25 protein-coding genes and 1 riboswitch are annotated in these 25,959 nt (G+C 61.8%); of the genes, 17 read left to right on the plus strand and 8 right to left on the minus strand.

Annotated features, from left to right (window positions below):
• The first annotated feature begins 130 nt into the window (after positions 1-130).
• Together PFLQ2_RS21100 and PFLQ2_RS21095 are read left to right on the plus strand one after the other, a co-directional pair.
• Positions 131-757 carry a C40 family peptidase gene (locus tag PFLQ2_RS21100; RefSeq protein WP_003179001.1) on the plus strand — a complete coding sequence of 209 codons (627 nt, stop codon included), beginning with the start codon at positions 131-133 and terminating at the stop codon, positions 755-757.
• A gap of 165 nt (positions 758-922) precedes the next feature.
• Positions 923-1,456, plus strand: a complete 534-nt coding sequence (locus tag PFLQ2_RS21095) for a C40 family peptidase (protein ID WP_003179003.1) — start codon at positions 923-925, stop codon at positions 1,454-1,456.
• A gap of 145 nt (positions 1,457-1,601) precedes the next feature.
• Here PFLQ2_RS21095 and PFLQ2_RS21090 read toward each other — a convergent pair whose 3' ends face one another.
• Together PFLQ2_RS21090 and PFLQ2_RS21085 are read right to left on the minus strand one after the other, a co-directional pair.
• The gene (locus tag PFLQ2_RS21090) at positions 1,602-2,912 is read right to left on the minus strand and encodes a PQQ-dependent sugar dehydrogenase (RefSeq protein WP_003179005.1); all 1,311 of its coding nucleotides are present in this window, start codon (positions 2,910-2,912) and stop codon (positions 1,602-1,604) included.
• A gap of 106 nt (positions 2,913-3,018) precedes the next feature.
• Complete coding sequence (locus PFLQ2_RS21085) at positions 3,019-3,603, minus strand: hypothetical protein (RefSeq protein WP_003179007.1); 585 nt, start codon at positions 3,601-3,603, stop codon at positions 3,019-3,021.
• 159 nt (positions 3,604-3,762) lie between these two features.
• Positions 3,763-3,971, plus strand: a riboswitch (cobalamin riboswitch).
• Positions 3,972-4,052: 81 nt separating this feature from the next.
• On the opposite strand from PFLQ2_RS21085, the gene cobO reads away from it, so the two are divergent.
• From cobO to PFLQ2_RS21035, 10 genes are all read left to right on the plus strand, one after another.
• Positions 4,053-4,664 (plus strand): cob(I)yrinic acid a,c-diamide adenosyltransferase, encoded by a 612-nt coding sequence (cobO, locus tag PFLQ2_RS21080; protein WP_003179008.1) that lies wholly within the window; start codon positions 4,053-4,055, stop codon positions 4,662-4,664.
• On the plus strand, positions 4,661-6,073 hold the full coding sequence (locus PFLQ2_RS21075) for a cobyrinate a,c-diamide synthase (RefSeq protein ID WP_003179010.1): 1,413 nt from the start codon (positions 4,661-4,663) through the stop codon (positions 6,071-6,073). Before cobO ends, PFLQ2_RS21075 begins: the two co-directional genes overlap by 4 nt.
• On the plus strand, positions 6,070-6,720 hold the full coding sequence (gene bluB, locus PFLQ2_RS21070; RefSeq protein ID WP_003179012.1) for a 5,6-dimethylbenzimidazole synthase: 651 nt from the start codon (positions 6,070-6,072) through the stop codon (positions 6,718-6,720). The genes PFLQ2_RS21075 and bluB overlap by 4 nt, the downstream gene beginning before the upstream one ends.
• On the plus strand, positions 6,717-7,625 hold the full coding sequence (cbiB, locus tag PFLQ2_RS21065; protein ID WP_003179014.1) for an adenosylcobinamide-phosphate synthase CbiB: 909 nt from the start codon (positions 6,717-6,719) through the stop codon (positions 7,623-7,625). Before bluB ends, cbiB begins: the two co-directional genes overlap by 4 nt.
• Complete coding sequence (gene cobD, locus PFLQ2_RS21060) at positions 7,618-8,610, plus strand: threonine-phosphate decarboxylase CobD (protein WP_003179016.1); 993 nt, start codon at positions 7,618-7,620, stop codon at positions 8,608-8,610. Before cbiB ends, cobD begins: the two co-directional genes overlap by 8 nt.
• Entirely contained in the window at positions 8,607-10,058 is a 1,452-nt protein-coding gene (locus PFLQ2_RS21055) for a cobyric acid synthase (RefSeq protein ID WP_003179019.1), read from the plus strand. Before cobD ends, PFLQ2_RS21055 begins: the two co-directional genes overlap by 4 nt.
• Before the next feature lie 122 nt (positions 10,059-10,180).
• Entirely contained in the window at positions 10,181-10,702 is a 522-nt protein-coding gene (cobU, locus tag PFLQ2_RS21050) for a bifunctional adenosylcobinamide kinase/adenosylcobinamide-phosphate guanylyltransferase (protein WP_003179021.1), read from the plus strand.
• Positions 10,699-11,754 (plus strand): nicotinate-nucleotide--dimethylbenzimidazole phosphoribosyltransferase, encoded by a 1,056-nt coding sequence (gene cobT / locus PFLQ2_RS21045; protein WP_003179023.1) that lies wholly within the window; start codon positions 10,699-10,701, stop codon positions 11,752-11,754. The genes cobU and cobT overlap by 4 nt, the downstream gene beginning before the upstream one ends.
• Entirely contained in the window at positions 11,751-12,326 is a 576-nt protein-coding gene (gene cobC / locus PFLQ2_RS21040) for an alpha-ribazole phosphatase family protein (RefSeq protein WP_003179026.1), read from the plus strand. The genes cobT and cobC overlap by 4 nt, the downstream gene beginning before the upstream one ends.
• Before the next feature lie 2 nt (positions 12,327-12,328).
• Positions 12,329-13,060 carry an adenosylcobinamide-GDP ribazoletransferase gene (locus PFLQ2_RS21035; RefSeq protein ID WP_003179028.1) on the plus strand — a complete coding sequence of 244 codons (732 nt, stop codon included), beginning with the start codon at positions 12,329-12,331 and terminating at the stop codon, positions 13,058-13,060.
• A 43-nt stretch (positions 13,061-13,103) separates the two neighbouring features.
• Here PFLQ2_RS21035 and PFLQ2_RS21030 read toward each other — a convergent pair whose 3' ends face one another.
• Together PFLQ2_RS21030 and PFLQ2_RS27590 are read right to left on the minus strand one after the other, a co-directional pair.
• A complete protein-coding gene (locus PFLQ2_RS21030; protein ID WP_050551565.1) occupies positions 13,104-13,838 on the minus strand; it encodes a response regulator transcription factor in 735 nt (244 codons plus the stop codon).
• Positions 13,839-13,896: 58 nt separating this feature from the next.
• Positions 13,897-14,172, minus strand: a complete 276-nt coding sequence (locus PFLQ2_RS27590; RefSeq protein ID WP_033045937.1) for a response regulator transcription factor — start codon at positions 14,170-14,172, stop codon at positions 13,897-13,899.
• Positions 14,173-14,544: 372 nt separating this feature from the next.
• Between PFLQ2_RS27590 and PFLQ2_RS21025 the strand changes: the two genes are divergently transcribed.
• The 3 genes from PFLQ2_RS21025 to PFLQ2_RS21015 all read left to right on the plus strand — a co-directional run bounded on the left by PFLQ2_RS21025 (position 14,545) and on the right by PFLQ2_RS21015 (position 16,945).
• Entirely contained in the window at positions 14,545-14,949 is a 405-nt protein-coding gene (locus tag PFLQ2_RS21025) for a MarR family winged helix-turn-helix transcriptional regulator (RefSeq protein ID WP_003179032.1), read from the plus strand.
• Positions 14,950-15,001: 52 nt separating this feature from the next.
• The gene (locus PFLQ2_RS21020) at positions 15,002-16,210 is read left to right on the plus strand and encodes an MFS transporter (RefSeq protein WP_003179033.1); all 1,209 of its coding nucleotides are present in this window, start codon (positions 15,002-15,004) and stop codon (positions 16,208-16,210) included.
• Between the two features lie 183 nt (positions 16,211-16,393).
• Positions 16,394-16,945: a glutathione peroxidase gene (locus tag PFLQ2_RS21015; protein ID WP_003179037.1), complete on the plus strand. Its 552-nt coding sequence runs from the start codon at positions 16,394-16,396 to the stop codon at positions 16,943-16,945.
• 90 nt (positions 16,946-17,035) lie between these two features.
• Here the strand turns inward: PFLQ2_RS21015 and PFLQ2_RS21010 are convergent, their stop codons facing one another.
• The 3 genes from PFLQ2_RS21010 to PFLQ2_RS21000 form a co-directional block, all read right to left on the minus strand.
• Positions 17,036-18,361 carry an OmpP1/FadL family transporter gene (locus PFLQ2_RS21010; protein WP_003179039.1) on the minus strand — a complete coding sequence of 442 codons (1,326 nt, stop codon included), beginning with the start codon at positions 18,359-18,361 and terminating at the stop codon, positions 17,036-17,038.
• A gap of 101 nt (positions 18,362-18,462) precedes the next feature.
• A complete protein-coding gene (locus PFLQ2_RS21005; protein ID WP_033045938.1) occupies positions 18,463-18,945 on the minus strand; it encodes a hypothetical protein in 483 nt (160 codons plus the stop codon).
• Positions 18,946-19,220: 275 nt separating this feature from the next.
• A complete protein-coding gene (locus PFLQ2_RS21000) occupies positions 19,221-19,445 on the minus strand; it encodes a hypothetical protein (RefSeq protein WP_003179043.1) in 225 nt (74 codons plus the stop codon).
• Positions 19,446-20,330: 885 nt separating this feature from the next.
• On the opposite strand from PFLQ2_RS21000, the gene PFLQ2_RS27595 reads away from it, so the two are divergent.
• Both PFLQ2_RS27595 and rmuC read left to right on the plus strand, forming a co-directional pair.
• On the plus strand, positions 20,331-20,654 hold the full coding sequence (locus PFLQ2_RS27595; protein WP_003179045.1) for a hypothetical protein: 324 nt from the start codon (positions 20,331-20,333) through the stop codon (positions 20,652-20,654).
• 188 nt (positions 20,655-20,842) lie between these two features.
• Positions 20,843-22,228: a DNA recombination protein RmuC gene (rmuC, locus tag PFLQ2_RS20995; RefSeq protein ID WP_192814258.1), complete on the plus strand. Its 1,386-nt coding sequence runs from the start codon at positions 20,843-20,845 to the stop codon at positions 22,226-22,228.
• Between the two features lie 172 nt (positions 22,229-22,400).
• Here rmuC and PFLQ2_RS20990 read toward each other — a convergent pair whose 3' ends face one another.
• Positions 22,401-25,871, minus strand: a complete 3,471-nt coding sequence (locus tag PFLQ2_RS20990; RefSeq protein ID WP_003179051.1) for a hybrid sensor histidine kinase/response regulator — start codon at positions 25,869-25,871, stop codon at positions 22,401-22,403.
• Positions 25,872-25,959 lie beyond the last annotated feature (88 nt).

Genomic DNA, 25,959 nt, shown 5'->3' on the forward strand with positions numbered 1-25,959 from the left:
CAAAACGGGCTTAAGCGCTTAGATGGCAACGTAAAACCGAGAAGTCACATTTGCATCGATTGAATTTGCAAATGAGGTTGATAGAAGGCATAGTCTCGCCATCTTTACTACTTCAGCCACGGTCGTGCCCATGCTAAATCGCTTCGCACCCCTCGTGCCTCTCGCACTCGTTACCCTGTTGTTCGGTTGCGCTGCCCACTCCCCAGTGTCCCAGCAAGAGCAACAACCACAGGTCAAGAACTCCGTTACCGCCCAGTCTTCCTCCGTTGCGTTCCAGGAAGAAATGGCCTCCGACAAAGAACTGGCCGCCTTCGCCGGCAGCAAGCCTTATCAGCTTCCAGTGCTGGCCGACAGCATTCTGGAGCGGGGCATGTCGTTGATCGGTACCCGTTATCGTTTTGGCGGTACCTCTGAAGCCGGTTTCGATTGCAGTGGTTTCATCGGTTATCTGTTTCGCGAAGAGGCCGGCATGAACCTGCCGCGCTCGACTCGCGAAATGATCAACGTTAACGCTCCGCTGGTTGCGCGCAACCAACTGGAACCCGGTGACCTGCTGTTCTTCAGCACCAATGGTCGTCGCGGTCGCGTCAGCCATGCCGGGATCTACCTGGGTGACAACCAGTTCATCCATTCCAGCAGCCGCCGCAGCGGTGGCGTGCGAATCGACAGCCTGGGCGACACCTACTGGAACAAGACCTTCATCGAAGCCAAGCGCGCCCTCGCGATGGCACCGACTGTGATGACGGCTCGCAAGTAAGCCCACAGTTTGTAAGGCAAACTTAAAGTCTTACTTGAAGTTTGCGACATAGCCGCTAGAATCCATGATCATTGATTGATGGCAATCCGCCTGCGTATTACGCGGGCGGATTTGTTTCCATCTCCACGGCAAAAAAGCCGCATCCAGATCAGGATTGTTCTGCATATGTCGACGTCGGCCCGCCTCGCTCTTGTGTTCCTCGCCGCGCTACTCAGCGCCTGTGCCAGCCGCACCCCGCCGCCTGCGCCGGTGCGGGCTCCGGTGGTCTTTGCCCCCTCGCAACCTTTTTCTCCTGCTGCCGAAGATGTGCTTTTCCGAGCGCTGGGCCTGGTGGGGACGCCGTATCGCTGGGGCGGTAACACGCCGGATTCGGGTTTCGATTGCAGTGGCCTGATCGGCTATGTCTACCGTGATGCGGCAGGTATTACCTTGCCGAGGTCCACCCGCGAGATGATCGGCATGCGCGCCCCGGATGTGGGTAAGGAAGCGCTGCAGACCGGGGACCTGATCTTCTTTGCCACCAACGGCGGTTCCCAGGTCAGCCACGCGGGGATCTATGTCGGTGAAGGCCGTTTTGTCCATGCGCCAGCCACCGGTGGCACGGTCAAGCTCGACAGCTTGTCCAAGGCTTACTGGCAGAAAGCCTATCTGAGCGCCAAGCGGGTGTTGCAGCCGGAGCATCTGGCGCGCAATCCCTGAAAAAGCCGCTACAGAGGCTGAAGTGGCGAGGGAGCTTGCTCCCGCTCGGTTGCGCAGCAACCGCCAGATGCTTGGGGCCGCTTCGCAGCCCAGCGGGAGCGAGCTCCCTCGCCACCGGGCTCATCCTCGAGTCTTCAAGGGTGGGTTATTTTCCCGACACCCGCCAAATCTTGTTCCCCACGTCATCGGCCACCAATAACCCACCCTGTTTATCGATCACCACGCCCACCGGCCGGCCCTGGGCTTTCTCGTCGGCGTTCAGAAATCCAGTGAGCACATCCACCGGTTCACCTGCGGGTTTGCCACCGCTAAAGGGCACGAAAATTACCTTATAACCACTGTGGGGCTTACGGTTCCAGGAGCCGTGCTGGCCGATGAAAGCCCCTTCGGTAAACGGTGCCGGCAAGTGGCTGCCTTCGGCGAAGGTCAGGCCCAGTGAGGCCGTGTGGGGCCCAACTGCGTAATCCGGGGCGATGGCCTTGGCCACCAGGGCCGGGTTTTGCGGCTCGACCCGGACATCGACGTTTTGCCCATAATAGCTATAGGGCCAGCCATAGAAAGCCCCGTCCTTGACCGAGGTGATGTAGTCCGGCACCAGGTCGCTGCCGATCTCATCCCGCTCGTTCACGGCCGTCCACAACGCGCCGCTGCTGGGTTCCCAGGCCAGGCCGTTGGGGTTGCGCAGGCCCGAGGCAAAGATGCGGTGGCTGCCGCTGGCACGGTCCACTTCCCAAATGGCCGCGCGACCTTCTTCAGCCTCGATGCCGTTTTCCGCGACGTTGCTGTTCGAGCCGGTGGTGACATAAAGCTTGCTGCCATCGCGGCTGGCGATGACATTCTTGGTCCAATGGTGGTTGATAGTCCCGCCCGGCAAATCGACGACCTTGGTCGGTTGCGCCTTGATCTGCGTTTCACCGTCTTTGTAGGGAAAGCGGATCAGCCGATCGGTGTCGGCCACGTACAGGTCATTGCCCACCAGGGTCATGCCGAACGGTGAGTTGAGGTTTTCCAGGAACACGGTGCGGGTTTCGGCAATGCCGTCGTGATTGGCATCGCGCAACAGCGTGATGCGATTGGGGCTGGGCACGCCGGCGCCGGCGCGGCCCATGACTTTCTTCATGACCCAGCCACGAATGCCCTTGGAATCGTCCGGTTTGGGCGGGGCGTTGGTCTCGGCCACCAGCACATCGCCATTGGGTAGTACGTAGAGCCAGCGTGGATGATCCAGCCCTTCGGCGAATGCCTCCACTTGGAGGCCCTGGGCCGGGGTTGGCTTGGCGCCTTGGGGCCAACCGACGGCTTCGGCAATATTCACCGTGGGGATCAGGGTCTTGTTCGGTTCGGGCAGTTTCGGCGAGGGGCCGGTGCCATCGGACACTTTCAGGCTGGAAGACTCGCCGCAAGCGACAAGTCCTGCGGCAAGGGTGACGATCAAGAGATGGGATGGCTTGAGCATGCTGGCTTCCCTATGAATGCATGTGGTTATTCATAGAGAAGCGTAGACGCGCGATGGTTCAACTGCGGGTAGGCCAGTTTGCCAGGTAAAACCTTGTGGGAGCGAGTCAGCCGTGGGCCTGTTTGAACAGCACGGCGACGCCTGGGTGATAGTGGCCAGCCTCGTTGCGCAATTTCCGGTAGGCATAGGGAAAGTACCAGGCCACGGCACAGGTGGTTTCCTTCTGCAGGTCGTCGACCATGTCCTGCAGTTCCTCAGGCGTGGCGCTCTGCTGGACTTTTTGCGGTGTGACGAACAGGCAACCCAATTTCAAGTCGCTGGCATAGCTGATGCGCTTGGCATCGCTGGTGACTTCCAGCAAAGGCTGGGTCAGGTTCAGTTGGTTGACCTTGGGCCAGCGCTGGGTGGCCTGGATAAAGGCGCGTTCCTCCGTGCTGGCGATGACCAGGTCGGCGCTGACGTTGCGTTCGCCTTCCTCGTTCTGCTTGCGGGTCGGGGCGCTTTGCAACGTGACCATCTCGGCCATCCAGGCGGCGGCCGACAACAGGCCGAGGTTGGTCCTTTCATCGAACCAGTAGGGCGTGTCGTTATCGCCGCGCACGGCGTTGTAGCGGTCGATACAGTCAAACCAGCGTTCCAGCACCGGACGCAGGAATTCCAGTTTTGGGTTGCTGATGATCATGCCTTGCATAACCTTGCCCTCTTGTTCTTGTGATATCGGGTCGTAGTGTCTCTTTGATATCACTTCCGCCAGCGTGACACAAGATTGGCGTCATTCCATTGATCTCGGCCAATAATCGGCGCTGGGCCTGTGGCAGCTTTAATTGACGCTCCACCCCCAACCCTCTAACCTTCGCGGCTTGTTTCAGGTGCTCTGTGGCCGTGGCCGACAGAGTGAAACAGGGAAGCCGGTGAGTGCACACGAACCCGGCGCTGCCCCCGCAACGGTAAATGAGTCAACGCTGCGCCTACGCCACTGTGTCGCGGACATGGGAAGGCGCGCAGCTCGGCATCACGCCGCTCATGAGCCCGGAGACCGGCCTGACTCATCCAACGGCATCACGGTGGGCGATGCCAGGCTTGCTGCCGTCTTTTTTTGTGCCCGCCCGCCGTTATCCAATCCCAACGGAGAGCTCCCCCATGACCGATACGTCTGATCGCGACGAACGCCACCTGGCGCGCATGCTGCGCAAAAAAGCCGTGATCGACGAGCGCATCGCCAATTCGCCGAACGAATGCGGCCTGTTGCTGGTGCTGACCGGTAACGGCAAGGGCAAGAGCAGCTCGGCGTTCGGCATGCTGGCGCGGTCCATGGGGCATGGCATGCAATGCGGCGTGGTGCAGTTCATCAAGGGGCGCAACAGCACCGGTGAGGAGTTGTTTTTCCGGCGCTTCCCGGAACAGGTGCATTTTCATGTCATGGGTGAAGGCTTCACCTGGGAAACCCAGGACCGCCAGCGTGACATCGCCGCCGCCGAAGCGGCCTGGGCGGTATCGCGGCAATTGCTGAGCGACCCAAGCATCGGCCTGGTGGTGCTCGACGAACTCAACATCGCCCTCAAGCACGGTTACCTCGACCTCGATCAGGTCTTGAGCGACTTGCAGGCCCGTCCGCCGATGCAGCACGTGGTGGTGACTGGGCGCGGTGCCAAGGTGGAAATGATCGAATTGGCCGACACGGTGACTGAAATGGGCATGATCAAGCATGCGTTCCAGGCCGGAATCAAGGCGCAGAAAGGCGTCGAATTGTGAGTGATGCTTCCCTGGCGAACCGCCAATGCCCGGCGGTGCTGATCGCGGCGCCTGCCTCGGGGCAAGGCAAGACCACCGTCACCGCCGCACTGGCCCGCTTGCACCGCAAACAGGGACGCAAGGTGCGTGTCTTCAAGTGCGGCCCGGATTTCCTCGACCCGATGATTCTGGAGCGGGCCAGCGGCGCGCCGGTCTATCAATTGGACATGTGGATGGTTGGCGAGCAGGAAAGTCGCCGACTATTGTGGGAAGCCGCCGGCGAAGCGGACCTGATCCTGATCGAAGGGGTGATGGGGCTGTTCGACGGCACTCCGTCCAGCGCTGATCTGGCGCGACATTTTGGCGTCCCGGTGCTGGCGGTGATCGATGGCACGGCCATGGCCCAAACCTTCGGCGCCCTGGCTTTGGGCCTGGCGCGTTATCAAGCTGACTTGCCATTCGCCGGGGTCTTGGCCAACCGGGTCGGCACCTTGCGCCATGCACAGTTGCTCGAAGGCAGCCTGACCGAAGGCTTGCGCTGGTACGGCGCGTTGTCCCGGGAAACCGGCATCGAATTGCCCAGCCGTCATCTCGGGTTGGTGCAGGCCAGCGAGTTGAACGACCTCGACCTGCGCCTCGACGCGGCAGCCGATGCGTTGGCCGGCAGTTGCGAAGTGGCGCTGCCGCCCGCGGTCGAATTCGCCGCCCCCGAAGTGATCACCGCGCAGCCATGGCTCGACGGTGTGCGCATCGCCGTGGCCCGGGACGAAGCGTTTGCCTTCACCTATGGCGCGAGCCTGGATCTGCTGCGGGCGATGGGCGCGCAGTTGAGCTTTTTCTCGCCGATCCATGACAGCGCATTACCCGAAGCCGATAGCCTGTATCTGCCTGGCGGCTACCCAGAACTGCACCACGTGGCGCTGGCCGGTAACGCACCGATGCTGGCGGCGATCCGTGCCCATCATGCAGCGGATAAACCCTTGCTCGCCGAATGTGGCGGCATGTTGTATCTGCTCGATTCCCTGACCGACGTCGAGGGCACCCGCGCCGAACTGCTGGGCTTGCTCGCCGGCGATGCGCAGATGCAAAAGCGTCTGGCGGCCCTGGCCCTGCAAGCAGTGGATCTGCCGGAAGGCACCTTGCGTGGGCACACTTATCATCATTCGCTGACCAGCACCGAGCTTGAGCCGATTGCCCGTGGCCATAGCCCTAATGGCGGGCGTGGCGCAGAGGCGGTTTTCCGGCAAGGGCGAATGACGGCTTCTTATGTGCATTTTTATTTTCCATCCAATCCCAGGGCGATTGCCGCGCTGTTTGCGCCTGACCTCGAGGCCGCCTTCGCGAGCAGGCTCGCTCCCACAAGGGACCCTGTGATCTCAAGTGCAACGCAATCCAGTGTGGGAGCGAGCTTGCTCGCGAAGCGGCCATGACCGACAACGCCTTCCCCCAGGCCGAACGCGACGCGGTCTACCGCGCCATCGCCGAACGCCGTGACATGCGCCACTTCACCGGCGGCACGGTTGAACCGGCCTTGCTGCGCCGATTGCTGGAGGCCGCGCACCAGGCACCCAGCGTAGGGCTGATGCAACCGTGGCGGTTTATCCGCATCAGCGACCGGGTTTTACGCGCAAACATCCAGCAGTTGGTGGAAGAAGAACGCATCCGCACCGCCGAGGCCTTGGGCGAGCGCAGCGATGAGTTCATGAAGCTCAAGGTCGAAGGCATCAACGACTGCGCCGAAGTGCTGGTGGCGGCGTTGATGGATGACCGCGAGCGGCACATCTTCGGTCGCCGGACGTTGCCGGAAATGGACCTGGCCTCGCTGTCCTGTGCGATCCAGAACCTATGGCTGGCCGCCCGCGTTGAAGGGCTGGGAATGGGCTGGGTGTCTCTGTTCGAACCCCAGGCCCTGGCTGACCTGCTGGGCCTGCCCGCCGGCGCCAAGCCGCTGGCGATATTGTGCCTCGGCCCGGTCGAAGGTTTTTATCCGGCGCCAATGCTCGCGTTGGAAGGCTGGGCGCAGCCGCGTTCGCTGAATGAGTTGCTCTATGAAAACCATTGGGGAGTGCGCCCATGAGCGTCGCGTTGCTCAGTGTCGCTGCGGTGGCGCTGGATGCGTTGCTGGGCGAGCCCCGGCGTTGGCATCCATTGGTAGCATTCGGCGGTTTTGCTGAACGCATCGAACAACGCTTCAACGCCGGCGGACGTGGCTGGCGCAGTCATGGCGTGACGGCATGGATCATCACCGTGCTGCCGCTGACCTTGCTCGCCACAGCCTTATCCTGGGCGCCGATGGTTGGGTGGTTGGTGGAGATTCTCGCACTGTACTGCGCCCTCGGCCTGCGCAGCCTCGGCGAACACGTCGAGCCGGTGGCACGGGCGCTGCGCGGCGGGGATCTGGACGAAGCACGCAAGCGTGTCGGTTACCTGGTCAGCCGCGAAACCGCGGAACTGGACGAAACCGCCGTGGCTCGCGCCGCCACCGAATCGGTGCTGGAGAACGGCAGCGATGCGGTGTTCGCCGCGCTGTTCTGGTTTGCGGTGGCCGGCGCGCCTGGCGTGGTGCTGTATCGCTTGAGCAATACCCTCGACGCCATGTGGGGTTACCGCAACGAACGTTTCGAACGCTTCGGCTGGGCGGCGGCCAAGATCGACGATGTGCTCAATTACATCCCTGCGCGCCTGGTGGCGTTGACCTACGCGTTGCTCGGCAAAACCCGCCTGGCGTTCAAGTGCTGGCGCACCCAGGGTCCGACCTGGGACAGCCCCAATGCCGGGCCGGTCATGGCCGCCGGTGCTGGTGCGTTGGGTGTCGAGTTGGGCGGGGCGGCGGTTTACCACGGTGAACTGCACCAACGTCCGCCGCTGGGCGAAGGCGTGCCGGCGAGCGCGGACTCCATTGATCGCGGCTGGCAATTGGTCCAGCGCGGCGTATGGTTGTGGTTGCTGATTCTCTGCCTGGGAGCTGAGTTTTATGCTTGAGCACGGCGGACGCTTGCGCAACGCGGCCTTGCAATACGGCATTGCCGAAGCCGATTGGCTGGATCTGTCCAGCGGCCTGGCACCCTGGCCGTTCGATGTCCCGACGATACCGTTGCGCGCCTGGGCACGCCTGCCGGAAACCGATGACGGACTGGAGCACGCCGCCTGCGATTATTACGGCGCGGCGCAGGTATTGCCGGTGGCCGGTTCGCAGATGGCGATCCAATTGCTGCCGCGCCTGCGCCGGGCGGGCAAGGTTGGCGTCTTGTCACCGTGCTACGCCGAGCACGCCGAAGCCTGGCGCCGCGCCGGCTACATCGTGCGTGAAGTGCTGGAAGCGGAGGTGGATTTCTTTCTCGACAGCCTCGACGTACTGGTGGTGGTCAACCCGAACAATCCCACCGGCCTGAGCCTGACTCCCGAGCGTTTGCTGGACTGGCACGCCCGTTTGGCCCAACGCGGCGGCTGGTTGGTGGTGGACGAGGCCTTTATGGACGTTACGCCGCACCTCAGCCTGGCGGACCAAACCCATCAGGTCGGGCTGATCGTGTTGCGGTCGTTTGGCAAGTTCTTTGGCTTGGCCGGGGTGCGCCTAGGGTTTGTATTGGCCGAGCGTCGCTTGCTCAAGTTACTCGCCGAACAGGTCGGGCCGTGGGTTGTCAGCGGGCCGACCCGGGTGCTGGGCCAGGCCTGCCTGCTGGATACCGCTGCCCAAGTCCGCCAGCGACAACGCTGCGAAGCCAGCAGTCAACGCCTGGCGCTGATCCTCGAACGCTACGGTTTCAAACCCCAGGGCGGCTGCGGCCTGTTCCAATGGCTGGTCACGGATCAGGCCCAGGAGCTTCACGATTTCATGGCCCAGCGCGGCATTCTCCTGCGCTTGTTCGTCCACAACAGCAGCCTGCGCTTCGGGCTGCCGGCTGATGACGCCGAGTTCCTGCGTCTCGAACAGGCGCTCGAGGCCTACACCAAGGACATCCAATGACCACAGTGATGGTGCAAGGCACCACGTCCGATGCCGGCAAAAGTACCCTGGTTACGGCGTTGTGCCGCTGGGTTCGGCGCCAGGGTGTCAGCGTGGTGCCGTTCAAACCGCAGAACATGGCGCTCAACAGCGCCGTGACAGCCGACGGCGGCGAAATCGGTCGCGCCCAGGCCGTGCAGGCCCAGGCCGCCGGCCTTGAACCGCATACCGACATGAACCCGGTGCTGCTCAAGCCCAACAGCGACACGGGCGCCCAAGTGATCATCCATGGCCGCGCCGTCACCACCATGAACGCCGTGGCCTATCACGATTACAAAGCCATCGCGATGCAAGCGGTACTCGCTTCCCATCAACGCCTGAGTGCGGCCTATCCGGTGGTGATGGTGGAGGGCGCCGGCTCGCCGGCGGAGATCAACCTGCGTGCCGGTGACATTGCCAACATGGGCTTTGCCGAGGCAGTGGATTGCCCGGTGCTGCTGATCGCCGACATCAATCGCGGCGGGGTATTCGCCCATCTGGTCGGCACCTTGGAGTTGCTGTCGCCCAGCGAGCAAGCGCGGGTCAAGGGCTTCATCATCAACCGTTTTCGCGGTGACATCGCCTTGCTGCAACCGGGCCTGGATTGGTTGGAAGCGCGCACCGGCAAACCGGTGGTGGGCGTGTTGCCCTACGTGATGGACCTGCACCTGGAAGCCGAGGACGGCCTCGACCAGCGCCAGGCCGACAAGGCCGAGCAGGTACTCAAGGTGGTGGTTCCGGTGCTGCCGCGCATCAGCAACCACACCGATTTCGATCCGTTGCGGTTGCACCCACAGGTCGACCTGCAATTCATCGGCCCCGGCCAGCCCATCCCGCCGGCCGACCTGATCATCCTGCCCGGTTCGAAAAGCGTGCGCAGCGACCTGACCTACCTGCGCGCCAACGGCTGGGAAACCACGATCCAACGGCACCTGCGCTACGGCGGCAAGTTGCTGGGCATCTGCGGTGGTTTGCAGATGCTCGGCCAGCAGGTCCACGACCCTCTGGGGCTGGAAGGCGCGGCGGGTTCCAGTGCTGGCCTGGCTCTGCTGGATTTCGAAACGACGCTGGAACATGAGAAACAACTGCGTAATGTCCGCGGGCGCCTGGCCTTGGAAAACGCCGAGGTCAGCGGCTACGAAATTCACGCGGGCGTGACCTCGGGCCCGGCATTAGAGCAGGCGGCGGTTCATTTGGACGACGGTCGTTGCGACGGCGCGCAAAGCCTCGATGGGCAGATTTTCGGCACCTATCTCCACGGGCTGTTCGAGTCGCCCCAGGCCAGCAGCGCGTTGTTGCGTTGGGCCGGGTTGCAGGATGTGCAGGCGGTGGATTACCACGGCTTGCGCGAGCGCGATATCGAGCGGCTGGCGGATCTGGTGGAACGGCATTTGGACATTGGGTTGTTGCGTCAGCTTTGTGGGATTTAGGGTGGCTGACTGGCCTCTTCGCGGGCAAGCCCGCTCCCACAGGGGAATGCATTTCAAACTGTGGGAGCGGGCTTGCTCGCGAAGAGGCCGGTCGCCACACCGCCAATAAAAGGTAATGACTCATGCTCCAACTCATCCTCGGCGGCGCCCGCTCCGGCAAAAGTCGCCTGGCGGAAAAACTTGCGGCCGAAACAGGCCTGCCAGTGACCTATATCGCCACCAGCCAACCCCTGGACGGCGAGATGAACGCCCGTGTCGCCCAACACCGCGCTCGCCGCCCGGCCGACTGGGCGCTGGTGGAAGAACCGTTGGCCCTGGCCCGTGTGCTGCGGGAGAACGCCGCGCCTGGACAATGCCTGCTGGTGGATTGCCTGACCCTCTGGCTGACCAACCTGCTGATGCTCGACGACCCCGAGCGGTTGAACGCAGAGCGCGAAGCGCTGTTGGACTGCCTCGTCGCGTTGCCCGGTGAAATCATTTTTGTCAGCAACGAGACCGGCATGGGTGTCGTGCCCTTGGGCGAGTTGACTCGCCGTTATGTCGATGAAGCCGGTTGGCTGCATCAAGCCTTGGCCGAACGGTGTCAGCGCGTCGTGCTGACCGTCGCCGGCCTGCCCCTGACTCTCAAAGGTACTGCGTTATGACTCACCGCTGGTGGCTGGACCCATGCAAGCCCCTCGACACCCAGGCCCTGAAACAGGCCACGGCCCGTCAGCAACAACTGACCAAACCGGCCGGCTCGCTAGGACGGTTGGAGTCGGTGGCGGTGCAACTGGCGGGGCTGCAAGGGCAGGTCAAGCCGCGCCTGGATCAAGTCTGGATCGCGATTTTCGCTGGCGACCATGGCGTGGTGGCCGAGGGCGTATCAGCCTTTCCCCAGGAAGTGACCGGGCAGATGCTGCTCAACTTCGTCAGCGGCGGAGCGGCCATCAGCGTCCTGGCGCGGCAATTGGGCGTGTCTCTGGAAGTGGTGGACCTGGGCACCGTGACGCCTGCGCTTGACCTGCCCGGTGTGCGGCATTTGCATGTCGGGCCGGGCACGGCGAATTTCGTCCACGGCCCGGCGATGACCGCGGCCCAGGGCGAACAAGCCTTGCAGGCCGGACGCGACAGCGTGACGCGCGCCGTCGCGGCGGGAACGCATTTGTTCATCGGCGGCGAAATGGGCATCGGCAACACCACGGCCGCCAGCGCCCTGGCCTGTGCCTTGCTCGATTGCCCAGTGGCGCATCTGGTCGGGCCGGGCACTGGGCTGGACGCGGCGGGTGTCAGCCACAAGGCCCAAGTGATCGAGCGGGCCCTGGCGCGGCACAATGCCCAGCGCGATGACCCGTTGCAGACCTTGTTCAACCTCGGCGGTTTTGAAATCGCCGCGTTGGGCGGTGCGTACCTGGCGTGTGCCCAGCAGGGCATCGCCGTGCTGGTGGATGGCTTCATCTGCAGCGTCGCGGCCCTGTTGGCGGTGCGGTTGAATCCTGAATGCCGGCCATGGTTGCTGTTCGGCCATCGCGGTGCCGAACCGGGCCATCGCCACGTGCTCGAAACCCTCGGCGCCGAACCGTTGCTGGACCTCGGCCTGCGCCTGGGCGAGGGCAGTGGCGCGGCGCTGGCGGTGCCGTTGTTGCGCCTGGCCTGTGACCTTCACGGGCAAATGGCGACGTTTGCTGAAGCGGCCGTGGCGGATCGCCCGGCATGACCTTGCGCCTGGACCTGCTGCGTCACGGCGAAACCGAGCTGGGCGGCGGACTGCGCGGCAGCCTCGACGACGCTTTGACCGCCAGGGGCTGGGAGCAGATGCACGCAGCGGTGTTGGCGGGCGGGCCCTGGGATCGGCTGGTGAGTTCGCCGTTGCAACGTTGCGCGCGTTTCGCCGAGCAACTTGGCGCCCGACTCGGTGTGCCGGTGCATCTGGACAAGGATCTGCAAGAGCTGCATTTCGGCGCCTGGGAAGGCCGCAGCGCGGCGGTGTTGATGGAGACTGACGCCGAAGCACTGGGCCGGTTTTGGGCCGATCCCTATGCCTTTACGCCCCCCGAAGGCGAGCCAGTGCTGGCGTTTTCCAACCGCGTCCTGGCAGCGGTCAACCGCTTGCACGCGGCCTATGCCGGTCAGCGGGTCTTGCTGGTCAGTCACGGCGGCGTGATGCGGCTGCTGCTGGCCCAGGCCCGCGGCTTGCCACGGGAGCAATTGCTCAACGTCGAAGTCGCCCATGGCGCACTGTTCTCCCTGACCGTGTCGGCAGGTTCAGTGCTCGAAGAGACGGATTGACCATGTTGCCGTTCTGGATCGCCCTGCAATTTCTCAGCAGCCTGCCGGTGCGCCTGCCTGGCATGCCCGAGCCCGAACAACTGGGGCGTTCGCTGCTGTTCTATCCATTGGTGGGGCTGGTGTTCGGTGCTTTGCTGTGGCTGCTCAATGCACTGCTGATGGGTGCACCGTCGCTACTCCACGCCGCGCTGTTGCTGACGGCCTGGGTGATGCTCAGCGGAGGCCTGCACCTCGACGGCCTGGCCGACAGCGCCGACGCCTGGCTGGGCGGTTTTGGTGACCGCGAACGCACGCTGCTGATCATGAAGGATCCGCGCAGCGGGCCGATTGCGGTGATCACCCTGGTGTTGGTGTTGTTGCTCAAGTTCGCCGCGCTGCTGGCATTGATCGAGCAGGGGCAAGCGTTGGCCTTGATCATCGTGCCGGTGCTGGGGCGTGCGGCGTTGCTTGGCCTGTTTCTCAGCACACCTTACGTGCGCGCCGGCGGGTTGGGCCAAGCGCTTGCCGATCATCTGCCCCGGCGCGCGGGTGGATGGGTGTTGTTGGTGTGTGCGTTGGGCTGTGTGCTGGTGGCGGGGTGGCACGGCGTTTGTGCATTGGCCGTTGCCTTCGCGGTGTTCGTTGGCTTGCGGCGGATGATGCTGCGCAGGCTCGGGGGCTGCACCGGGGATACCGCCGGGGCGTTGCTGGAGTTGCTTGAAATAGCGGTGTTGGTGGGGTTGGGGTGGGTCTGAGTTGACGGGAACGCGATGGTGGGCCGTTTCGGGATCTGAGGGGTCAACCCTTTAACCCACTCATCCGAGCAAACTCCATCAATCCACCGTCATGCCCAAGCCCCAATTTGTCCATGGCGGTGCGTTTTTGTCGGCTGATAGTTTTTTCACTGCGATTGAGCTGGGCTGCAATCTGTCTGCCCGACATCCCGTGCACGAACAGCCTCACCACCTCCAGCTCCCGTTCGGAAAGGCTCACCCGGTTGGCGTCCGAGCGCGTGGCGGCCAAGGATTGCCCTCGCAGAAGCTCAAGAAAAGCCGGGCATGCATACTGCCGTCCCTGGGTGACACCGAGGATAGCCTGTTTCAGTTCCATCAAAGGACTGCGTTTATCGAACAAGCCGTTCACGCCGGTATTGAGCAAGGCCTGCAACACGGACGGATTGCGTAGCATGGTGATCACGATCAGGGGGCAGGCGCGGTAGTGGCGTTTCAAATAGCCCATCAGGGCCAGGCCGTCCGGGAACTGCCCATCGGGCATCGAATAGTCGCTGATGACCAGGTCGCAGGGGGTGCGCTCCAAGTGCTGGAGCAGTTCATCGGCGTTGCGAGCCTTGGCAACCACTGAAAATCCAGCCCCCGCCAGGACCATTTCGATACCCGTCAGCACGACGGGGTGATCATCGGCAAGGATGATGCGTATAGGGTTGTCCGAAGGAGGCCTGTGCGACACTCGCGTATCGTCACAGGTGCTGAGGCCGAAAATGTCGCAGCATTCGGGCGTGTGGTTCAGATTCATTGCTGCCTCTACAGGGGCCAAGTACATCCCGACCGCTGCTGACAAGCCATCGGAGCGCTCAGATCAAGCCTCGTTCGCGCGCGATTTTTCCCGCGAGATGACGCGAACTGACGCCGAATTTTCGGCGAATGTTGTTGAAGTGATAATTAACGTTGGCCTCGCTGCAATCAACGATGACGGCAATCTCCCAAGAAGATTTGCCAGCCTCGCTCCATTGCAGAAATTCCTTCTCCCGCTTAGTGAGTCGGATCGTTTGAGCAGGGGTTTTTTCCGTGGAGTGGTAATGGTCCTGGTATGGCGCCGAACGTCCAGAAATCGCGGTGCTGTGGTACATGACTGAAACTCCCATTCATCATCATTATTTGATGGCGTGGGGGTGGCGGAATCTTCCCACTTCTTGATGGCATGGTTCGCACAACCCGTCTTCAAGCCCGCAGGCAGGGCTGAAAGCACGGTTTCGTTTATAGCTTGATTCAAAGCACCTGAAACCTGTCAGACATTACAGGTGGGGGACTCTAATGAGTAATGGTTGAAAAGGATGTCAGCCAAAGCGCCTGATTTTGTGGGATTTATTTCCGTCTGGTTGACGATTCCGTTTGTCCTGACCAAGCAAAAAACCAGGAGAAAGCGAGGCTAGGGAACATGGCATAAGGGAAAATCGCCATTTAAATTTGCATTCAATCAACCCCGGGTATATACACGCACTATGCTTCCTTCCCAATGCTTGTGCATCAACCTGCGTCGTGCCGCGCGTGGCGTCAGCAGGTATTACGACGGCGCCCTCGACGGCTTCGGGATCAACGTTGCCCAGTATTCTTTGCTGAGCAACCTGGCGCGCCTGGACCAGCCGAGTATTTCTTCCCTGGCCGAGGCCATGGGCCTGGACCGCAGTACCTTGGGGCGTAACCTGCGGGTGCTGGAAGGCGAGGGGTTGGTGGCGCTGGCCGAAGGTGAAGACCTGCGCAACCGCATCGTCGAGCTGACCGAAGCCGGGCATGCGCGGTTGGCGGCGGCGTTGCCGGCTTGGGAAGCGGCGCAACAACGATTGATCGATAAACTGGGTGCCGAGAAGCGCACAGCCTTGCTGGCCTTGCTGGATGAGTTGGCGTAACGCCGGTTCGTTCGATGACAAGCGGGTATATACCCGCGAGCGGAGAATAAGAATGACATCGATGTGGCGTACCTGTGGTTGGGTCCTGGTGGGGAGCGCGTTGATCCTGGCGTTGTCCTTGGGCGTGCGGCATGGCTTCGGCCTGTTTCTGGCCCCCATGAGCGCCGAGTTCGGCTGGGGCCGGGAGGTGTTCGCCTTCGCCATTGCCTTGCAGAACTTGATCTGGGGCCTGGCGCAGCCGTTCACCGGCGCGTTGGCTGACCGCTTCGGTGCGGCGAAAGTCGTGCTCATCGGCGGCGTTCTTTATGCCGTTGGCCTGGTATTCATGGGCATGGCCGACTCGCCATGGTCGTTGTCGTTGAGCGCGGGGCTTTTGATCGGTATTGGTCTCTCGGGTACATCGTTCTCGGTGATCCTCGGCGTGGTCGGACGTGCCGTGCCTCCGGAGAAACGCAGCATGGGCATGGGCATCGCCAGTGCCGCCGGCTCCTTCGGCCAGTTCGCCATGTTGCCCGGCACGCTGGGGCTGATCGGCTGGCTCGGTTGGTCGGCGGCCTTGTTGGTGCTGGGTTTGCTGGTGGCATTGATCGTGCCGTTGGTGAGCATGCTCAAGGATGTGCCGGCGCCGCTGCTGGGCCATGAGCAAACCTTGTCCGAGGCGTTGCGCGAGGCGTGCAGCCATTCGGGGTTCTGGCTGCTGGCGGTTGGTTTTTTTGTCTGTGGTTTTCAGGTGGTGTTCATCGGCGTGCATTTACCGGCCTACCTGGTGGACCAACACCTGCCGGCCAGTGTCGGCACCACCGTGCTGGCCCTGGTCGGGCTCTTCAATATCTTCGGCACCTATACCGCCGGCTGGCTGGGCGGGCGCATGTCCAAGCCACGGCTGTTGACCGGGCTGTACCTGGTGCGGGCGGTGGTGATCGGATTGTTCCTGTGGGCGCCGGTGACGACTACCACGGCTTATCTGTTCGGTATGGCGATGGGCTTGCTGTGGCTGTCGACCGTGCCTTTGACCAACGGCACGGTAGCGACGCTGTTTGGTGTACGAAATCTTTCGATGCTCGGTGGGATTGTGTTCCTGTTCCACCAATTGGGTTCGTTCCTCGGGGGCTGGCTGGGCGGGGTGGTGTACGACCGCACCGGCAGTTACGACCTGATCTGGCAAGTGTCGATCCTGCTCAGCCTGTTGGCCGCAGCACTGAACTGGCCAGTACGCGAACGCCCGGTGGCGCGCCTGCAAGCCCAGGCCGGTACAGCATGAGTCGCGTCGGCCCATGGTTGATTGCCGTCGGCGCTGGTCTGCTGCTGGCGTTCGCCTGGTGGGGTTGGCATCAGGGCGGGTTGGCCTTGATGCAACTGGGCATGGGTAATTGTTGAGCGGTGGACGACGTCGGGCGCGGCGGAGTAACGTCGTGGTCTGACGTGCGTTTAAGGGAATTCCGACATGTTGATGCGCTGGTTTGCTGTTCCTGCTCTGTTATTGGCTGTGGCTGGACCGGTCTTGGCGGCCGACTGCCCGCCGTTGCTGGAGGGCTCGCTGCCCAAGTTGCGGGCCAAGGAAACTATCGATCTGTGCCAACGTTTCGCCGGCAAGCCATTGGTCGTGGTCAACACCGCCAGTTTTTGTGGGTTCGCCCCGCAATTCAAAGGTCTGGAGGCGCTTAACCAGCGCTACAAGGACGAAGGGCTGCAAGTACTTGGCGTGCCGTCCAATGATTTCAAGCAGGAAGCCAAGGACGGCGCGGAAACGGCCAAGGTCTGCTACGTCAATTATGGCGTGACCTTCACCATGACCGAGCCGCAACCGGTGCGCGGTTCTGATGCCATTCCGTTGTTCAAGCATCTGGCCGAACAATCCGGCGCGCCGAAATGGAATTTCTACAAATACGTGGTGGACCGCCAGGGCAAGGTTGTCGGCAGTTTTTCCAGCCGGATCAAACCCGACGATCCCGAATTCATCAAGGCGGTAGAAGCGGCTATCGCCTCCAAGCCCTGAGCGCCAGCCACGAAAAAGCCCCGCCTCTGTGTAGAGAGCGGGGCTTTTTTTCGCTTCAGGTGACGAGTGGTTCAGATTCGCCTTGCAGCATCAGAAGCGGTAGGTCGCACCGACACCAAAACCGTTGGCGCTGTTTTCGTATTCAGCGTTGTAGGACTGGCCCAGGGCATTGGTTCGATTGATGTTGACTTTTTCTTCCTTGAGGTAGGAATAAGCCACATCGATGGTCAGGTCGTCGGTTGGGCTCCAGCCTGCGCCCAAGCTGAAGATGGTCCGGTCACCGGTAGGGATGCGTGGTGAGCGGTCGGTGTTGTTGGTCGGCGACTGGTCGAAGGACAGGCCGGTACGCAACACCCACTGCTTGTTCAACTGATACGACGTACCGATGGCGTAGGCCCAGGTGTCATGCCAGTTCTGTTCTTCAGTGATGGTGCCGAGAAACGCAGGGGCCAGCGCGCCACCGGCGGCCGGGGTCACGCCTTCGTTGTTGACGGTGATTTCCTTCAGGCGGCTCCAGCGTGTCCAGGTGCTGCCTGCATAAACGGTCCAGGCATCATTGAGCTGCTGGGTGACGGAAAAGTCCACCGACTCCGGTGTGGTGATGTCCAGCGACGCGTCATAGCGCGCGCCGTTGAGCAGGAACGCCGGTGTACCCGCGCCCGGGCTCACTTCGGTGTGGCCTTCGAGCTTGTACTTGACCTTGGAGTGGTAAGTCAGGCCGACACGGGTGGTGTCGGTCGCCTGGACCAGCACGCCGATGTTATAGCCGTAGCCGATGTCGTCGCCCTTGATCTTCACGTCACCGTCGTTTGGCGACAGCGGAGTGTTCAGGGTCGATTCCAGTGCACCGGAGATACGGTTGATGGTCGGGCCAAAACCGATCGATACCTTGTCATTGAAGGCATAGCTGACGGTGGGTTGGAAGGTGACGACCTTCACTTCGCTCTTGCTGCCGAAGTTGCCGCCCTGGAAGCCGTTTTCATAATCGGTGATCAGGCCGAACGGGGCGTAGACACCCAGGCCGAAGGCCCATTGGTCATCGATGGGCTTAACGTAATAGCCCATCGGAACGCCCGTGAGCGGGACCATGTCGCCCTTGTTGGTACCGGACTTGGTGCCGCTGGCATCGTTGATATCGGTGGAAGCATCGATGGCGGCAAAGCCACCGGTGACCTGTTGGCGCTTGAGGCGCGACATCCCGGCAGGGTTGCCAAACACGGTGCTTGCGTCATCGGCAGCGGAAGAACGGCCCGCAAAACCAGTGCCCATGCCACTGATGCTTTGTTCGTTCAAGGCAAAGCCACTGGCGAAAAGTTGTGTGGATGCCAAGGTAACGGCAAGGCCAAGGGTGGTTTTGAGCATGATTTTTTCATTGTTAGAACTCCTGATGGTCACCGGGGCGAAAATTACCAACATTTTCGTTCAAGCGCTATAGCTTGTATGGCTTGATTTAGAGGGGTTTTGTAGGACAATCCGACCAGAATCGCGACCGTTGTAGGAACTTTCCGAATTTCCCATCAGCAAGCGACCTGATTCAGTGGTGAAACACAGCTCTGCCAGGCACAAGTGAAATCTCGCAGGCGTCCCTGAGGGTGGAATGCTTGCCGCCAGATGCGGGCCATCCCGAGCAGATCATCGGCTTCGGGAAGCGTGGTGTTCCGTTCCTCCACCAGCAGCCAGGCGATGGCAGTGGCATAGCGCAGGTTGACGGTCAATTCCAGGTGCGGGCCGCTGAGAAAGGCGTGTTGGCTGGCCAGGCCGCGAACCAGGCTGGCGCGCTCCGGGTCCAGCGCGAGGTAATGATCCCAAAGCGCTTGGTGTCGAGGTTCGGTGATGCGATACAGGCCATGCCCGCGTCGGTCATGGAGGGCCGACCCCAGCGCTGACTGGCTGGCGGCTATGCCCAGCAACAAGGATTCCGCGGTTGCGCTATGACGCCCCAGGTAAAGGAGCGTCGGGCGGATCACATATCGACACAGTTCGCTGGCAGCGATACCCATAAAGCCCTCGGAATGCGAGATGGGCGGAGCCTGAAGGTGTGGGCTTGGCAGCGGTGGATCGGTTCAGGCCCCGCCGAAAGCGGATCATGCCGCTTGAGTTGAAGTGTAGTGTCATATTCCTGCTGTAAAGGGCTGTTTTTAAAACATCTTCAGCGAACGGTTATAACCGTTATATCCCTTGGTGCTTACGCCGTTGCGCTTTATCGAGAAATTCCAGGCAATAAAAAGCCCCGCTTTCTGGGCGGGGCCTTTGGGGTTTCAGCCTTTCTGGCGTATCAGGCAACCAGTGCCTGGCGAGTACGCTCGATCACGGCCTGCAGCGGTTCGGCGCTGGAGTATTGATCGGGGTACAGGCGTTCGCTGTGACGAGCGATGCCATGTTCGTTGACCAGGGTAAAGCTGAAGCAGCCTTTGCGAGCGGCCATGATCAGGCAGTTCATTGGAGCAAAAGCGTTGGTTAGGGTGCGGATGGCATCCTGTGTATGGATTTGATTAGACATGTTATGGGTGTTCCTACAAATGACACGGTTAAGAACCGTGCAACGTTAAAACGTTCCAGTAACGTCGACCACCATTGGTCGAACGAAGAACCCGACTGGAACAAAGCAGCCAGTTTGAGCGCTATAAAAAGGGCGCGCTTGGGCTGGCAGGTAGGTACTTAGGAGGGCAGGCAACACATCAAGGGCAAAGGTTCTGGGCCCGGGGTGAAGATCCTGATCAATTTGCAGGTTGGTTCGGTCAGAGTAATGAGCCTGGCAACACCCTTTGCATTCGATCAAAGGCTGTGTTGGCGCAAGGTTTACCTGGAAACCATCGAGGGGGTCGGTCTCTTTTTATCGGTGCTGCGTCCCTTGAGGGATGGCTGACCGCAGAGATGTGTTCGACCCGGAATTGACTTTCAGCTTGGTACTAACGCCGCGAATACTAACGGATCGAATTCCTGAAGGGAAGGGCATTGGTCAAAAAATATTCAAGCGGGTCGCAAGCCGATGCCCTCACCACCTTCAAGCTCGGGTTTCGCGACCCAATGCGCCAGAAAAATAGCAGCGTTATAACCCGTTCGCATGTTACTTGTGCACACTCGCCACGCCGCTTGTCACCGTACTGTCATGTGGGAACAATTGGGGGTGGGTGCCTGTATCCAAAATTTAAGTCAATGAAAAACATCGCTTTTTTTACTGGTGAAAAAATCGTCAGTTTAAGCGCAGGCCCCGTTCCACAGGGCTTGCGGCGAGTTCAGGGTAGGTTGTCCACTGAGTTATCCACAGCTTCTGTGGATTGTCCCAAGCGCTTGCTCTAGCACGGGCGTGCCGGTTTTTTTCGGCTTTACCCGCGCGAAAAAAAGAGTAGAGTGGCGCGCCTTCCGATCTGTCCCACAGTGCTTTATGAAGTTTCGCTCAGTATCAAATTCTGTTACTTCCACGCCCGCCAGTGTTACCCCACCCAAGCGCATTTCGATGCGAGTGGCTGAGTGGTTGCTCGACAGTCCGCGCCTGGGAGAAAGCCCCAGCGTCAAACACCTGGCCGGTCGCCTGCTCAAGCAGCCAGCCCGTGAAGGCGTGGTGGCCGCGCAAAGTCGCCTCGGGCAATTGATGTGCCGCGAATGCGGTAATGCCCGGGACCGGCGTATCGGCCACGACCTGCTGCGCCAGGCTGCACGGGCCGGTGATCACCGGGCTCGTCAGGCCCTCGGCGAAATCGAAGACTGAAACCGCAGTCCGAGCTGGGCAACCCCCAGCCGCTTGGTTAACCTTCGGGCTTTATCTCATCGGCAGGAAATGTCATGGCTATGGATTTGACCAGCTTGTTGCTGGGCCTGGCGGGGGCAGCGTTGCCGTTGCTCGCACTGTCATGGCACCTGCAACGCCAGGCCAGTGCCGCGCGGACCGAGCTGGCGCTGCAGGAAGAGCGCCTCGCCACTGCCCACATGGCCCACGACGGCCTGAACGCCCAGCTCGACGCTTGCCGCGATGAAATCAGCGACCTGAGCCAGGCCAACGCCGCCAAGCAAGCTGAACTCGCCGCCGCCTGTCGCGAAGTTGAGTTGTTGCAGATCGAGCGCGACAACGCCCGGGACGCGGCCCACGCCTGGAATCTTGAGCGCGCCAACAAAGAAGCCGAGTTGCGGCGGCTCGACGCCCAGGCGGCGTCGTTGCAGGCCGAGCTGCGCGAGCAACAGGACAGCCATCAACAGCGCCTGGATGACTTGCAAGGTTCACGAGACGAACTGCGGGCGCAGTTTGCCGAACTGGCCGGCAAAATCTTCGACGAGCGTGAGCAGCGCTTCGCCGAAACCAGCCAGCAGCGCCTGGGCCAGTTGCTCGATCCACTGAAAGAGCGCATCCAATCTTTCGAAAAACGCGTCGAGGAAAGCTATCAGGCCGAGGCGCGCGAGCGTTTCTCCCTGGGCAAGGAACTGGAGCGGCTGCAACAGCTGAACCTGCGCCTGAGCGATGAGGCCACCAACCTTACCCGGGCACTCAAGGGCCAGAAAACCCAGGGTAACTGGGGCGAATTGATCCTGGAGCGGGTGCTCGAACACGCGGGCCTGGAGAAGGGGCGCGAATATCAGACCCAGGTCAGTCTCAAGGGTCCGGACGGCGAGCGTTTCCAGCCTGACGTGTTGATTTATCTGCCCGGCGACAAACAAGTAGTGGTCGATTCCAAGGTCAGTCTTACCGCGTATCAGCAGTACGTGGCCGCCGAAGATGACGCCATCGGCCAGCATGCTATCAAGCAACATGTGGCGTCATTGCGAGCCCACGTCAAAGGTTTGGCCGGCAAGGATTACAAACGCCTGGACGGCCTGCACAGCCTGGATTTCGTGTTGTTGTTCGTGCCGATCGAAGCGGCGTTCTCCGCCGCCCTGCAAGCCGAGCCGAACCTGTTCCAGGAAGCCTTCGACCGCAACATCGTGATCGTCAGCCCGACCACGCTGTTGGCGACTTTACGGGTGATCGACAGCTTGTGGAAACAGGAACGCCAGAGCCAGAACGCCCGGGAAATCGCCGAGCGGGCGGGGTGGCTGTACGACAAGTTCGTGCTGTTCATCCAGGACCTGGACGAGATTGGTGGTCGCTTGCAGCAACTGGACAAAGCCTACAGCGCCGCACGCAACAAGCTGACAGAAGGGCGTGGCAACCTGATCAGCCGCAGCGAACAGCTCAAGCTGCTCGGGGCCCGGGCCAGCAAGAGCTTGCCTGCCGAATTGCTCGAACGGGCGATGACGGATGCGGATGGGTTGCCTGAGTTACCGGAAGAAACGGCAAAAGCCCAGGATTAATGAAACCCTTAGGCTTGATGCAAAACCCTGTGGCGAGGGAGCTTGCTCCCACTGGGCTGCGCAGCAGCCCCTTTTTGTGAGCGCTGCGCAGCAGCCCTTTTTGTGAGTGCTGTGCACTCAAGCGGGAGCAAGCTCCCTCGCCACAGAGGCCACCCTACATCCCCCGAGTTCTCTACAACGGCAAATGCCGACTCAACAACGCCCGCAACGCCGCTGGCTTCACCGGTTTGGCCAGGTAATCCAGGCCCGCCGCGTGCACCTGGGCGATCATCTCGGGGCGACCGTCGGCGCTGATCACCACACCCGGGATCGGCTCACCCATGCGCGTGCGCAACCAGGCCATCAACTCGGTACCGGTCTCGCCGTCGTCCAGATGGAAGTCCACCAGGGCCAATTGCGGCCGTCCCCCCTCGGCAAGCCAACGCTCGCATTCATCGCGGTTGCGCGCCGTCCACACCTGGCAGCCCCAGCGTGTCAGCAGGCTGTTCATGCCGATCAGGATGCTGTCTTCGTTGTCCACGCACAGCACCTGCGCGCCGCTGGGCAAATGGCCGTTGGGTTCGGCTACGGCGGCGGGTACGACTGCCGGTGCGTGGGCCAGGGGAACGCTGACGCTGAACACGCTGCCGCGCCCCGGCCAAGAGCGCACGCGCAAGGTGTGGCCCAGCACGCGGCACAGCCCATCGGCGATTGCCAGTCCCAGCCCCAGGCCTTTTTCAGCGCGGGTCTGGTGGCTGTCCAGGCGTTTGAATTCTTCGAAGATCACCTGCTGCTTATCCTCGGCAATACCCGGGCCGCGATCCCAGACTTCCAGGCACAACTCGCCGCTGCGTCGGCGCACGCCCAGCAACACCGGTCCCTTGGCATAGCGAAAGGCGTTGGTAAGGAAATTCTGCAAGACCCGTCGCAGCAGCTTGATGTCGCTGTCCACCCGCAGGTGTGAGCCTCGCACGCGAAACTTCAGGCCCTGCTCCTGGGCCAGCGCGGTGAACTCGGCGCCGAGGATATCGAACAGCTCATTAAGGGCGAAGGGCTTGCGGTCGGGGTTGATCTTGCCGTTTTCCAGGCGGGAAATGTCCAGCAGATCGGTGATCAAGTCTTCGGCCGAACGCAGCGAACTGTCCAGGTGTTGCACCAGTTGCCGGGCTTCCTGCGGCAGGTCTTCGTGCTGGTGGGACAGCGCAGCGGAAAACAGTCGTGCGGCGTTGAGCGGCTGCATCAAGTCGTGGCTGACGGCCGCCAGGAAACGGGTCTTGGATTGATAGGCCGCTTCGGCGGTGCTTTTGGCATCGGTCAGGGCCAGGTTCAGTTGCGACAATTCCCGGGTGCGCTCAGCCACCCGTTGCTCCAACCCTTCGTTGGCTTCCGTCAGGGCATATTCGGCCTCGCGGAACGCGGTGATGTCGGTGAAGCTCATGACGAACCCGCCGCCGGGCATCGGGTTGCCGATCAGCTCGATCACCCGGCCATTGGGAAACAGTCGCTCGGAGGTATGGGCGCGGCCCTGGCGCATCCAGTGCAGGCGCCGGGCAACATGGACTTCCGCCTCGCCGGGGCCGCACAGGCCGCGTTCGGCGTTGTAGCGGATGATGTCGGCAATGGGCCGGCCGACGCTGATCAACCCGTCCGGGTACTTGAACAACTCCAGGTAGCGCCGGTTCCACGCCACCAACCTAAGGGACTGATCGACCACGCTGATGCCTTGGGTGATGTTCTCGATGGCGCCTTGCAGCAGTGCCCGGTTGAACTGCAGCACTTCCGATGCTTCGTCCGCGATCCGCACGACGTCTTCGAGTTGCATCTCCCGGCCTTCAATCGCGGCTTTTACCACCGCCCGTGTCGAGGACGCCCCCAGTACACCGGCCAACAGGCGTTCGGTGTGGGCGATCCATTCGCTGTCAGCGTTCTGGCTGGGATTGAAGCCCTTGCCCTGGCGGTAGGCAAAGCGGATGAAGCTCTGCCGCGCCCGTTCTTCTCCGACGAAGCGTGCGGCCAACTGCAACAGGTCGTCGATGTGCACCGCGAGCATCGAGCGGGCGCTGGGACGGGCGCTGATTTCCTGGCCGATGAAGCGTCCGGCCTGCCAGTGCTCCGATACGCGCGTGCGTGACAGCACCGACACCCAGGCAAACAGAGTGAAATTACCGGCCAGTGACAGCACCACCCCTTGGGTTAGCGGAGTAATTGGCAGGTTCAATGGGTTGCCGTGCAGCCAGGCCAAACCCGGGAAACTGCCCAGCGACCAGCCCAGGCTGTGGGCGGCGATCGGCAGCACCAGGGTGTAGAACCATAGGAAAATCCCCGTGGCGAGGCCGGCGAATACACCGCGACGGTTGGCCTGCTTCCAGTACAGCGCGCCCAGCATGGCGGGGGCCAGTTGGGTCACGGCCGCGAAGGCAATCTGGCCGATGGTTGCCAGGCTCGCCGTCGAACCCAGCAAGCGGTAGCTGACATAGGCCAGCAGCAGGATCACCACAATGCTCACCCGCCGTACCGAAAGCATCCACTGGCGGAACACTTCGAACGGCCGCTCGGCGTTGTTGCGGCGCAACAGCCAGGGCAGCAGCATGTCGTTGGAGACCATGGTGGACAGCGCCACGCTCGCGACAATCACCATGCCGGTGGCCGCCGAGGCGCCGCCGATAAATGCCAGCACCGCCAGGGCCGGGTGGGCCTGGGCGAGAGGCAGGCTGATGACGAACGAATCCGGCAGTACCGAGCTGGGCAGCATCATTTGCCCGGCAAGGGCGATGGGCACGACAAACAGCGCGGCCAGGGCCAGGTACGCGGGGAATACCCACTTGGCCAGGCGCAGGTCCTGGGGCTCGATGTTTTCCACCACGGTTACGTGAAACTGCCGCGGCAGGCAGATGATCGCCATCATTGCCACACCGGTCTGCACCACCATGGACGGCCAGTTGATGGTTTCCTTCCAGTACTGCTCCAGCCGCGGCGCAAGCATCGCCTGGTCAAACAAATCATCGAAGCCGTCATAAAGACCGAACGTCACGAAGGCGCCGACCGCGAGGAAGGCGAACAGCTTGACCAGGGATTCGAAGGCAATCGCCAACACCATGCCACGGTGGTGCTCGGTGGCGTCAAGGTTGCGGGTGCCGAACACGATGGTGAACAGCGCCAGGATCAGCGAGACAATCAGCGCGGTGTCCTGAGCGCGGGTACCCATCGCATCGGCGCCAGCGCCGATCAGCAGGTTCACGCCGAGCACGATGCCCTTGAGCTGCAAGGCAATGTACGGCAACACGCCCACCAGGCAGATCAACGCCACCACCACCGCCAGGGATTGGGACTTGCCGTAGCGGGCGGCGATGAAGTCGGCGATGGAGGTGATGTTCTCCTGCTTGCTGATCATCACCATTTTTTGCAGCACCCACGGCGCCAGCACCATCAGCAGGATCGGCCCGAGGTAGATTGGCAGGAATGACCAGAGCTGTTCGGCGGCCTGGCCCACGGCGCCAAAGAACGTCCAGCTGGTGCAATACACCGCCAGCGACAGGCTGTAAACCCAGGCCCGCACCCGAGGCGGCAACGGCGTGCTGCGCCGGTCGCCGTAGAAGGCGATGGCGAACATGATGGCCATATAGGCCAGGGCAACAACGGCGATCAACCCGCTGGACAACGACATGGAAACTCCCGGACAAAGACACCGGGACTCGAGCCCGGCAAGACAGTCTCGCATGCCCGTCCGGGTTCGTCAGTGTCGACCAAGGTCG

It is taken from the genome of Pseudomonas fluorescens Q2-87 (assembly GCF_000281895.1).
Classification (GTDB): Bacteria; Pseudomonadota; Gammaproteobacteria; order Pseudomonadales; family Pseudomonadaceae; genus Aquipseudomonas; species Aquipseudomonas fluorescens_S.

Coding starts and splice junctions, on each gene's coding strand:
- cobT (WP_003179023.1), top strand. CDS start 10,699: ATGACTCACCGCTGGTGGCTGGACCCATGCAAGCCCCTCGACACCCAG.
- PFLQ2_RS21095 (WP_003179003.1), top strand. CDS start 923: ATGTCGACGTCGGCCCGCCTCGCTCTTGTGTTCCTCGCCGCGCTACTC.
- PFLQ2_RS27590 (WP_033045937.1), bottom strand. CDS start 14,172: ATGTACCACAGCACCGCGATTTCTGGACGTTCGGCGCCATACCAGGAC.
- PFLQ2_RS21090 (WP_003179005.1), bottom strand. CDS start 2,912: ATGCTCAAGCCATCCCATCTCTTGATCGTCACCCTTGCCGCAGGACTT.
- PFLQ2_RS21030 (WP_050551565.1), bottom strand. CDS start 13,838: ATGAATCTGAACCACACGCCCGAATGCTGCGACATTTTCGGCCTCAGC.
- PFLQ2_RS21100 (WP_003179001.1), top strand. CDS start 131: ATGCTAAATCGCTTCGCACCCCTCGTGCCTCTCGCACTCGTTACCCTG.
- PFLQ2_RS21055 (WP_003179019.1), top strand. CDS start 8,607: ATGACCACAGTGATGGTGCAAGGCACCACGTCCGATGCCGGCAAAAGT.
- PFLQ2_RS21010 (WP_003179039.1), bottom strand. CDS start 18,361: ATGTTGGTAATTTTCGCCCCGGTGACCATCAGGAGTTCTAACAATGAA.
- PFLQ2_RS21035 (WP_003179028.1), top strand. CDS start 12,329: ATGTTGCCGTTCTGGATCGCCCTGCAATTTCTCAGCAGCCTGCCGGTG.
- PFLQ2_RS27595 (WP_003179045.1), top strand. CDS start 20,331: ATGAAGTTTCGCTCAGTATCAAATTCTGTTACTTCCACGCCCGCCAGT.
- PFLQ2_RS21085 (WP_003179007.1), bottom strand. CDS start 3,603: ATGCAAGGCATGATCATCAGCAACCCAAAACTGGAATTCCTGCGTCCG.
- bluB (WP_003179012.1), top strand. CDS start 6,070: ATGACCGACAACGCCTTCCCCCAGGCCGAACGCGACGCGGTCTACCGC.
- cobU (WP_003179021.1), top strand. CDS start 10,181: ATGCTCCAACTCATCCTCGGCGGCGCCCGCTCCGGCAAAAGTCGCCTG.
- PFLQ2_RS21000 (WP_003179043.1), bottom strand. CDS start 19,445: ATGTCTAATCAAATCCATACACAGGATGCCATCCGCACCCTAACCAAC.
- cobO (WP_003179008.1), top strand. CDS start 4,053: ATGACCGATACGTCTGATCGCGACGAACGCCACCTGGCGCGCATGCTG.
- PFLQ2_RS21025 (WP_003179032.1), top strand. CDS start 14,545: ATGCTTCCTTCCCAATGCTTGTGCATCAACCTGCGTCGTGCCGCGCGT.
- PFLQ2_RS21020 (WP_003179033.1), top strand. CDS start 15,002: ATGACATCGATGTGGCGTACCTGTGGTTGGGTCCTGGTGGGGAGCGCG.
- PFLQ2_RS20990 (WP_003179051.1), bottom strand. CDS start 25,871: ATGTCGTTGTCCAGCGGGTTGATCGCCGTTGTTGCCCTGGCCTATATG.
- cobD (WP_003179016.1), top strand. CDS start 7,618: ATGCTTGAGCACGGCGGACGCTTGCGCAACGCGGCCTTGCAATACGGC.
- PFLQ2_RS21005 (WP_033045938.1), bottom strand. CDS start 18,945: ATGGGTATCGCTGCCAGCGAACTGTGTCGATATGTGATCCGCCCGACG.
- PFLQ2_RS21015 (WP_003179037.1), top strand. CDS start 16,394: ATGTTGATGCGCTGGTTTGCTGTTCCTGCTCTGTTATTGGCTGTGGCT.
- cbiB (WP_003179014.1), top strand. CDS start 6,717: ATGAGCGTCGCGTTGCTCAGTGTCGCTGCGGTGGCGCTGGATGCGTTG.
- cobC (WP_003179026.1), top strand. CDS start 11,751: ATGACCTTGCGCCTGGACCTGCTGCGTCACGGCGAAACCGAGCTGGGC.